The organism is Desulfovibrio desulfuricans (assembly GCF_024460775.1).
Classification (GTDB): Bacteria; Desulfobacterota; Desulfovibrionia; order Desulfovibrionales; family Desulfovibrionaceae; genus Desulfovibrio; species Desulfovibrio desulfuricans_E.
The window spans coordinates 339,394-345,603 of record NZ_JANFYZ010000004.1; the positions used below are offsets into that span (position 1 = coordinate 339,394).

Here is a 6,210-nt window from a genome sequence, read left to right on the forward strand (position 1 = left end):
GTCCCTATTGCAGAACCGTATTTTTTTTGCTTGGCCTGCGCAGCACGATTTCTTTGGCCAAACCAAGGTATGCTTCCGCACCCTTTGATTTAATATCATAGTGGATGATGGATTTGCCGTGGCTGGGCGCTTCAGAAAGGCGTACGTTGCGGGGAATAACTGTTTCAAACAGGTGCTCGGGGAAGCAGCGGCGCACTTCGTTTTTAACTTCGCGAGTCAGGCGATTGCGCGTGTCATACATGGTCAGCACTACACCCAGCAGAGAAAGATCGGGGTTGAGTCTTTTTTTCACCTGTTCATAGGTTTGCAGCAGCTTGACGATGCCTTCAAGCGCAAAAAATTCGCATTGCAGGGGAATGAGCAGTTCGCGTGACGCGCAGAGGGCATTGAGCGTCAAAAGCCCCAGAGAAGGAGGGCAGTCGAGGATAATATACTCATAGTCGTTGCGCACGCTTTTGAGGCATTCGTCCAAAAAAAATTCGCGGGCCATTTTGTCCACCAGTTCCAGTTCAACTGCCACCAGATTGGTGCTAGCGGGCAGAATATCCAAAAATGGCGATCGACTTTTGGCTATATTTTCTTTCAACTTTTCTGGCTCATAAAAGGTGTTGTACAGGTCGCCGTGCAGGTCTTCCTGGTGCAGGCCTATGCCGCTGGTGCTGTTTGCCTGCGGATCGCAATCAACGAGCAGAACTTTTTTTTCCATGACTGCAAGAGCAGCGGAAAGGTTGATGGCAGTGGTGGTTTTGCCCACCCCGCCCTTTTGATTCGCGATGGAAATAATGCGCGCCATTGAGGCCTCCCAGTCATTTTGACTGATTTTAGAGGAACTGCTGCTTCAACCATCAGGCGATCCTGTCAGGAGCAGATACGTCAACGAGCATGAAATTTCTGGCTTTGCCGCCATTTCATGGTTCACTTGAAGGGAAAAACTTCGTGTTTCACATGAAACATGAGGGCGGCGCTGAAAGCTGCAATGGGTTGTTTGTAAAAGAGAGTATTGAGAGCGTCAAGGCTTAAAGCATATTGAGCAACAAAACTTGCTCCGTAAAGCTAAAGCGCGTAAAAAAATGGCACAATCTCTTGGCTGGAGAAAGTATGGAACTAGCAAAAGTGCTGTTGGTTGATGACGAATCAGATGTAACGCGAATACTCTCCAAGCGCCTTGGTCGCCGAGGGTATGAGTGCCAATCCGCTGCTAACGGGCAACAGGCCGTGGATGCCATGGAGCAGTTCCCCTTTGGCATTGTAATTATGGATGTAAAAATGCCGGTTATGGATGGCATGTCCGCCTTGCAGATTATTCATTCCCGATGGCCTAAAACTCAGGTGATCTTGCTTTCTGGCCATGCGGACATGCAGCTCGCTGTTCAGGCCATGAGCGAGGGAGCATTTGGTTACCTGATGAAGCCTGTTGACATTGATGAGCTGCTCTTTAAAATTGAAGATGCCGCTACCCAGATTCGCCTTGAGGCGGAGCAGGGCTAAGTGAGAGCGCAGAAAATAAGGATAGTGTATGCTTAGTAAAAAATTGATGGCGTCCTTTATATTGGCCTCTAGCATGGCTGCTGGGATTGTGCCCGGCATGAGCGCCGTTGCAAATGCTGTGGAAGTCACGGAAGAAAATCTGCCAAAACTGCTTGAAAAGCTGTTCCGTGAGCGGCCAGAACTGGTCATGGATGTGCTGCGCAGGCAAAGCGAATCTGTACTTGATATCGCACAGCAGGGGTCAAATCTGCGCCGTCAGCACAGCCTTGAGGCCCAGTGGGCGCAGGATATGAAGGTGACCAAAACGGTTAAAACAGAGGGCCGTCCGGTCATGGGATCACCCAAGGCCAAGGTGCGCATTGTGGCTTTTTCTGATTTTACCTGCCACTTTTGCCAGCAGGCCTCCAAAACTGTGGACGTGATTTTGCAGGAATACGGCAAAGACGTGAGCCTTGTTTTCAAAAACATGCCTTTGGACGACAAAGGGCCAGCCAACATTGCCTCAGCATATTTTGTAGCCATATCCCAGCAGAGTGAAGAAAAGGCCTGGCAGTTCTACAAGGCTCTGTTTGCAGACAGGGACAAGCTGATTGCCGAGGGTGAAACCTTTTTGAAAAAGACTGCCGAAGGCCTTGGCGTGGACATGAAGCGCCTTGCCAAGGATGTACACAGCAAAAAGGTTACAGACATCATTGCCGAAGATCAGATGGATGCCCAAAAGCTCGGCATTGAAGGGACTCCGTATTTTCTTGTGAACAACCTTGTGGTTCGCGGAGCTCTGCCGCTTGATCTCTTTAAGAGCGCTATTGATATGGCGCTGAAAAACAGCAAGTAGCACATGGCAATCCTGCCAGTTACAGAATCCGACTTGCCGCAAATACTGGCCTTGCAAAAGGCCGCATTTGAAAGCGAAGCGAGGCAAGTAGAAAATTGGGATATTCCGCCTCTCACGCAAACGCTTGAAGATCTGGTGGAGGAATGGCGCGTTGGCGTCATGCTCAAGGCATTGGACGGGCAGACGCTGGCAGGAACGGTCAGGGCGCACCATGCAGAAGGTACAGCCCACATTGGCCGCCTTGCGGTACTGCCGCAATGGCAAGGCAGGGGCTACGGTTCAGCCTTGATGACGGCAATTTTGTCCGCAATAAAGGCCGCTCGGTATGAACTCTTCACCAGCGCAAAAAGTGACCGCAACTTGCGGTTATATGAAAAATTTGGTTTTGTTCCGTACAAAAAGGGCCAAACCGCAAACGGGGTTGAACTGGTCTGGCTGGAAAAAATCAGCAAGCTCGGTGGTGAGTGACACGCCTCAGCGTGCTGTTCTGGCGGAGTATATCCGCAGAGTAGACAGGCGGAGCGGCATGTCAATCAGTCGCGTTACGGTGCGGCAAAAGCGCAACCAGCTCCTGATTTCGATGTGTCTGGAAACGTAAAAATGACCATGAGAAAGGCCGCGCAATTGCGCGGCCTTTCTGCTTGCTTTGGCAAAATTATTCTGACTGTCCTGAACCACCGCGATTGCGGATAACCTTGGTCATCCATGAGCGCAACTGATCAAGATCGGCTTGTTGCGTTTTTTCGGACGAATCAAGCAAAACACGCAAGTTTGCAACCTCCTGGCGCAACTGTCCGACCTCTGGCGTATTGCTGCCGCCTGGGGCAGGGAGGCGCTGCACAACAAGTTGCAGCAAATGGGCAATGCCCTCAATAGCGTTTGTCTGGCGCTCCAGAATCTGAAGCGCGGCGGAAGGGAAAAAGTCATTGCCCGAAGGAACTTCAGCAAGGGCTGTGGAAGAATCAGCATCTGCAACAGCAACGGCATTTCGCGGAAAGCGCGCGTTGAGCGCATCTTCAACCGCCGCTGCCGTGCGGGATTTTTGCATCTGTTCAAGCACAGCCGCAATGACATCCAGCGTTTCTCGGCGATAACGGCGTCTGCGGCCATCGCCAACACTGGGGATAAAATGGGCAAACCGTTTGCAGTAATAGCGGGTGGTGGATTCAGGCAAGGAAAAATGGCGCGAAATATCCGCAATACTCAACAGGCTTTCAGCAACTACAGCCTTGCGAGCCATGTCTCCTCCCGCGTCGGGCAAAGGACGCCTGAAAAACGCTACGAGGCGCGTCACCCGGCAATTTGAATCGGATAAAAGGAGTGGGCAGAAACAGAAATCAGCAACAAAGTGATTCCGATGTAATTCTTTTTGAAATACTCCAAACAAAATTTAATAGCAAGTCAGCAAACAGAAAAGGCGGTACAGACTGAGCCGTTACCGCCAATAAAATAAACAATTGCGTGATTACGCGGTGGCGCTGCTGCTAATCAGTACACAACCCGCCTTACCGCGATAAGTTTGTTGCGCCAGTATGGCACATCAAGGCTTTCAACCCTCACATTTTCGCCGCGTCTGGGGCTGTGGATAAAGGAATTGCCGCCAGCATATATGCCAGTATGCAGCCCCCTCGGGCCGGAGCTGGTGCGGAAAACAAGGATGTCTCCCTGCCGGGCAGATGAAAGCGGTACCTGCTGCCCTGTGTGGGCCTGATCGGATGTTATACGCGGCACTTTTACGCCGTTCTGATTATATGCCCACCAGATCAAACCGGAGCAGTCAAAGCCCTTTTGCGGTGAGGCTCCGCCAGGTCTGTATTTTTTGCCCATTTGCGTATAGGCCGTTTTAACAACCTTGCGCGCGGATTCAGGTGCTGGCCCGCTATCGGGCGCGGATCTGAAAGCTCCGCAGCCTGTCAGAAGTACGGCGCATGCCAAGAGCAGCGCAAAATTGCGCCATCTTCGCCAAGTGTTTGAGTGTATTGCTGCTTCCATGCTGCAACCTACTGTGTTTGCAAATAATTTTGCAAAAGTCAAAAAAATAACACATATGTGCTGCATAGGATTAAGCAATTTGTGTGCCTGATAGGCAGGCAACGAGGATTATTTTTGGCAGGAAAAAATAATAATTGGGTAACAGGCTGCAATAACATAAGTATTCATAATTTGAGAGTTCAAAACAGCAAGGCCCCTGAAGAGGGGCCTTGCTGTTTTGAAGGTTATGCAGTGCAGCGTAACCGCGTGGCCTGCATGCAACTACGGGCTACTGGGCAGGCTTTGCCTCAGAAGTGATCCTTGTCTGATTGTCCCAAACCTGATCAGCTTTTGGCAAAGTGGGCAGCAGCTTGGTCCAGGGGTTCTTCTTGAGGAATTCGGGGTCCTGCTGGAGCTTGCGGCTCATTTCCAGAATGGGCGGCACAGTTTCCTTGATATCCTTGGAAAGCGCTTCAGCGATGCCAAAATCCGTAGCCTTGGTGGCAAGATCAACGGCCTTCTGGCTGCATTCCATAGAGGTCATGAGCGTATCAAGCGTCTTGGCGGGGTTGTGGAAACCAACGCTGTTTTCCGCAGAAACGTAATCCCAGAACAACTGGCCCTTGCGCACCATTTCGCGCGCTTCGGTCATCAGGGCGTCGTAATCGGCTGCGCGCTTGCCTTCGTAGGCATTGGCAAGACGAACAGCTTCATGCGCCTTAACCGAGATTTCCTGCGCTTTCAGCAGCTGTTCAAAGGCCTTCTTCTGGGTGTATTCCACGCGGCCGCGCAGGTAGTCAGCAGTTTTGTCGGCGTGGCACTGACGGCAGGCGCGCAGTTCTGGATCCTTAAGGGGCGAGGTCATCCAGTGACTGGAAACCTTTTTGCCGCCTTCACGCATGTAGGGCATGTGGCAGTCGGCGCAGGCAACTCCGGCAGCGCCATGGGGGCCGTCCTGGAACATTTCATAGTCGGGATGCTGCATCTTGATCATGCCGACCTTGGAGGCCGCGTGCGTCCAGTCAACAAAAGGCCCAGGCTTGCCATCGGCGCCCTTGGGGCCGTGCCCCTTGTAGTACTGGTACATGTCTTCGGGGTTAAAGCCGTTGTCCCAGGGGAACACAGGCTTGGCGGCGGGGCCGTTGTCCTTGTGGGTGAAGTAGTATTCCACATGGCACTGGGCGCATACAAGGCTGCGCTTCTGGTTGCGCGAAAGCTTGGCCCAGTCTTGCCCGCTGCGCTTCAACCAGTCTTTGAGCGGCTCGGAGTAGGGGCGCAGTTCCATGGTCACAGGATCGTGGCAGTTGGCGCAACCAATGGTTTCATCCATCTCGTTGATTTTGTCTTTGCTGCGGAATTCATTGACGTCTTTTGACCAGAAGGCATCGCCGTACTGCTTGACCCACTCCATCATCTTGGGGGTTTTGCAGTTCCAGCAGGTGGCGGGCAGGCCACCCTTGCCGTCAGCGGCAAAGCGGTTGATACGGTCAATATTGAGAAAATCTTCAACGGCGTAAGTGTGACCGCGCGCTTCATTGTATTCGTACATGAAGGGATAACCCAGCCACAGATTTTTGAGATAGGGCTGGGCGTGTTTGAAGCCCTTGGGCAAAGGATTGACGTTGTCGTTCTTGTGATAGGGTATGGAACCCTTGTACTCGGTCATGACCGAGGATTCGTTGTTCTTCATGTACGAGGCGTACTGCTGCGGAAAATCTTTCTGGAAAGCAGAAATACGGGTTTCACTTTCAGGAATGGAAGTTTTGTACTTTGGGGGCTTAAGGTCAGTGGAAACATCCTGACAGCCCGCAAGCAAAGCTATGCCAAGCAGGGCCGCCACTCCCAGGGCCTTGTGTATGTTTGAGGTAGGTCGTCAAATTCGAACGCCATGTTAAGCGGCAATCGGCAGCTTTGGT

General features: G+C 51.9%; 7 protein-coding genes. 3 read left to right on the forward strand and 4 right to left on the reverse strand.

Annotated features, from left to right (window positions below):
* Positions 1-4: 4 nt before the first annotated feature.
* The gene (locus NE637_RS07305; RefSeq protein ID WP_022659024.1) at positions 5-793 is read right to left on the reverse strand and encodes a ParA family protein; all 789 of its coding nucleotides are present in this window, start codon (positions 791-793) and stop codon (positions 5-7) included.
* Positions 794-1,098: 305 nt separating this feature from the next.
* Here NE637_RS07305 and NE637_RS07310 point away from each other — a divergent pair, with 305 nt between their 5' ends.
* The 3 genes from NE637_RS07310 (at position 1,099) to NE637_RS07320 (ending at position 2,791) form a co-directional block, all read left to right on the forward strand.
* Positions 1,099-1,488: a response regulator gene (locus tag NE637_RS07310; RefSeq protein WP_192113131.1), complete on the forward strand. Its 390-nt coding sequence runs from the start codon at positions 1,099-1,101 to the stop codon at positions 1,486-1,488.
* Between the two features lie 97 nt (positions 1,489-1,585).
* Positions 1,586-2,323, forward strand: coding sequence for a DsbA family protein (locus NE637_RS07315; protein WP_256267627.1), 738 nt, complete (start codon positions 1,586-1,588; stop codon positions 2,321-2,323).
* A 3-nt stretch (positions 2,324-2,326) separates the two neighbouring features.
* Positions 2,327-2,791 carry a GNAT family N-acetyltransferase gene (locus tag NE637_RS07320; RefSeq protein WP_227118192.1) on the forward strand — a complete coding sequence of 155 codons (465 nt, stop codon included), beginning with the start codon at positions 2,327-2,329 and terminating at the stop codon, positions 2,789-2,791.
* Between the two features lie 187 nt (positions 2,792-2,978).
* Here NE637_RS07320 and NE637_RS07325 read toward each other — a convergent pair whose 3' ends face one another.
* From NE637_RS07325 to NE637_RS07335, 3 genes are all read right to left on the reverse strand, one after another.
* The gene (locus NE637_RS07325) at positions 2,979-3,563 is read right to left on the reverse strand and encodes a MerR family transcriptional regulator (protein ID WP_192113128.1); all 585 of its coding nucleotides are present in this window, start codon (positions 3,561-3,563) and stop codon (positions 2,979-2,981) included.
* Between the two features lie 248 nt (positions 3,564-3,811).
* The gene (locus NE637_RS15805; RefSeq protein WP_306666359.1) at positions 3,812-4,381 is read right to left on the reverse strand and encodes a C40 family peptidase; all 570 of its coding nucleotides are present in this window, start codon (positions 4,379-4,381) and stop codon (positions 3,812-3,814) included.
* A gap of 202 nt (positions 4,382-4,583) precedes the next feature.
* A complete protein-coding gene (locus NE637_RS07335; protein WP_256267628.1) occupies positions 4,584-6,134 on the reverse strand; it encodes an ammonia-forming cytochrome c nitrite reductase subunit c552 in 1,551 nt (516 codons plus the stop codon).
* Between the last annotated feature and the right edge of the window lie 76 nt (positions 6,135-6,210).